The sequence below is a fragment of the Streptomyces prasinopilosus genome, assembly GCF_001419695.1.
Classification (GTDB): Bacteria; Actinomycetota; Actinomycetes; order Streptomycetales; family Streptomycetaceae; genus Streptomyces; species Streptomyces prasinopilosus.
In genome coordinates this window covers 1-2,864 of sequence record NZ_LIRG01000900.1, presented here as the reverse complement: position 1 = coordinate 2,864, position 2,864 = coordinate 1, and the positions used below count along the sequence as shown (strand labels likewise).

Here is a 2,864-nt window from a genome sequence, read left to right as displayed (position 1 = left end):
CGCCGCCGGCGGCGTCCTGCCGCACGGCCTGCCCTCCGCCGTGCACGCCGAACTCGTCGCCGCGGACCAGGAGATCAGACCCGGCGGCCCCCTGCCCGGCGACACGGACAGCCGCACGGAGCACCACGACGACGAACTGATCGACGTGTTCGCGGCCGACATCCGCGACTTCGTGCGCCGCCGGGACCTCGCGGGCGCCGTCGTGGTGAACGTCGCCTCCACCGAACCCGCTCCCACCGACGACTCCCTGCCCCCCAGCTCCCGCTACGCGGCGGCCGCCCTGCGCGCCGGCTGCCCCTACGTCAACTTCACCCCCTCCGCGGGCCTGCACCACCCCGCGCTGGCCCCGCTCGCCGAGGCCTCGGGCCTGCCGTACGCGGGCCGCGACGGCAAGACCGGGCAGACCCTGCTGCGCTCCGTGCTCGGCCCGATGTTCCTGCAGCGCGCCCTCGCCGTACGCGCCTGGTCCGGCACCAACCTCCTGGGCGGCGGCGACGGCGCCGCCCTCGCCGACCCCGCGACCGCCGCCGCCAAGAACGCCGGCAAGGAACGCGTCCTCGCCGACACCCTCGGCACCACCCCCGAGGGCGAGGTCCACATCGACGACGTGCCCGCGCTCGGCGACTGGAAGACGGCCTGGGACCACATCGCCTTCGACGGCTTCCTCGGCGCCCGCATGATCCTGCAGACCACCTGGCAGGGCTGCGACTCGGCGCTCGCCGCACCGCTCGTCCTCGACCTGGCCCGACTGGCCGCCCGCGCCCGGGAGAGGGGACTGTCCGGTCCGCTGGGCGAACTGGGCTTCTACTTCAAGGACCCGGTGGGGGACGGCCCGTCCTCGCTGGCCGAGCAGTACGCCGAACTCAGGCGCTTCGCCGGGCGGCTGCGGGACGACGCCCCCGAGCCCGGGGCGCGGCGGTGAGCCGCCCGGCCGCCCCGGCGCGGCACACACCCGGCGCCACCGGACCGACGGCGGCGGACGGGACGACGGCGGCGGACGGGACGGCCCTCGCGGGCATCCCCGCGCCCCGCACCGGCCGTGCGGGCGCCTGGGCCGAACTGCTGCGCCTGCCCGCCCTGTTCACCGTCCCCGGCGACGCCCTGGCCGGCGCGGCCGCGACCGGCGCACGCCCCGGCCCCCGCACCCTGCTCGCCATCGGCGCCTCCCTGTGCCTGTACGAGGCCGGCATGGCCCTGAACGACTGGGCGGACCGGGCCGAGGACGCCGCGGAACGCCCGCACCGCCCCCTTCCGTCCGGCCGTATCCGCCCGGCCGCCGCCCTCACCGCCGCCGGTGCCCTCACCGGCGCCGGACTGGCGCTCGCCGCCGGCGCGGGACGCCCCGCCCTCGCGGTGGCCACCCCCCTGGCGGCGACCGTCTGGGCCTACGACCTCGCACTGAAGCACACACCCGCCGGCCCCGCGGCCATGGCCACCGCCCGCGCACTGGACCTGCTCCTGGGCGCGGCCGCCACCGGCGGCGGCACCCGGGCCGCGCTGCCCAGCGCCGCGCTGCTCGGCACGCACACCCTCACGGTCACCGCCGTCTCCCGCCGGGAGACCACCGGCGGTTCGGTGCTGGCCCCGCTGGCGGCCCTCGCGACGACGGGGGCACTGACGCGGCTGGTCACCCACCGCCGCACCCGACTCCCGGCAGGCCGGCGGGCAGCAGCCGCCCCCGGCCTGCCGGGTCCCGGCCCGGCCGGGCCACCGGCCCGGACCACCGGCGTCCTCACCGCCGCCCTGGGCGCCGCCTACGCCGCCACGGCCGCCCGGCCCTACGCCCACGCCGCACTCAACCCCTCGCCCCCGCTGACCCAACGCGCCGTCGGCGGCGGCATCCGGGCCACGATCCCGCTCCAGGCCGCGCTCACCGCCCGCTCCGGCTCGGCCGGCACCGCCCTGCTCGTCGCGGCCCTGATCCCGGCCGGCCGGATGTTCGCCAGGAGGGCCGGCATGAGGAAGGTGAGCATCACGTGAACCGCACCCCAAACGACGCCCCCCCGCTCCCCCTCCGCTTCGGCTACGGCACCAACGGCCTCGCCGACCTCCGCCTCGACGACGCCCTGGGCCTGCTCGCCGACCTCGGCTACGACGGGGTCGGACTGACCCTCGACCACATGCACCTCGACCCGCTCGCCCCGGACCTCGCGGCCCGCACCCGCCGGGTCGCGCACCGGCTGGACGCGCTCGGGCTCGGCGTCACCGTGGAGACCGGCGCCCGCTACGTGCTCGACCCCCGCCGCAAGCACGGCCCCTCGCTCCTGGACCCCGACCCGGACGACCGCGCCCGCCGCGCCGGCCTGCTCGTCCGGGCGGTCGAGGTCGCCGCCGACCTCGGCGCGCACGCCGTGCACTGCTTCAGCGGCCTCCTCCCCGACGGCACGGACGAGGACACCGCCTGGAAACGCCTCGCCGAGACCCTCACCCCCGTCCTGGACGCCGCCGCCACCGCGGGCGTGCCCCTCGCCGTCGAACCGGAACCCGGCCACCTCCTCGCCACCCTCGCCGACTTCCACCGTCTGCGCCGCACCCTCGGGGACCCCGGGCCCCTCGGCCTCACCCTGGACATCGGCCACTGCCAGTGCCTCGAACCCCTCCCTCCCGCGGACTGCGTCCGGGACGCCGCGCCCTGGCTGCGCCACGTCCAGATCGAGGACATGCGCCGCGGGGTCCACGAGCACCTGCCCCTCGGGGACGGCGAGATCGACTTCCCGCCCGTCCTCGCGGCCCTCGCCGCCACCGGCTACCAGGGCCTGACCGTCGTCGAACTGCCCCGCCACTCCCACGCGGGCCCCCACTTCGCCGCCCGGTCCCTCCCGTTCCTCCACGCCGCGGCCCGTACCGCGGCGTGGAGGGACGGG

The 2,864-nt window shown here is 78.2% G+C and carries 3 protein-coding genes; all 3 read left to right on the top strand.

The genetic code is table 11. The features are described 5' to 3' along the window. Nucleotides 1-922: inositol-3-phosphate synthase (locus AOK18_RS28180; RefSeq protein ID WP_055696156.1), on the top strand; the 922-nt coding region annotated here is incomplete at its 5' end. Beyond that, on the top strand, nt 919-1,980 hold the full coding sequence (locus AOK18_RS28175) for an SCO3242 family prenyltransferase (RefSeq protein ID WP_079105229.1): 1,062 nt from the start codon (nt 919-921) through the stop codon (nt 1,978-1,980). The genes AOK18_RS28180 and AOK18_RS28175, both read left to right, overlap by 4 nt. Continuing rightward, a partial coding sequence (locus AOK18_RS28170; protein WP_055696155.1) for a sugar phosphate isomerase/epimerase family protein occupies nt 1,977-2,864 on the top strand: 888 nt, incomplete at its 3' end. The genes AOK18_RS28175 and AOK18_RS28170, both read left to right, overlap by 4 nt.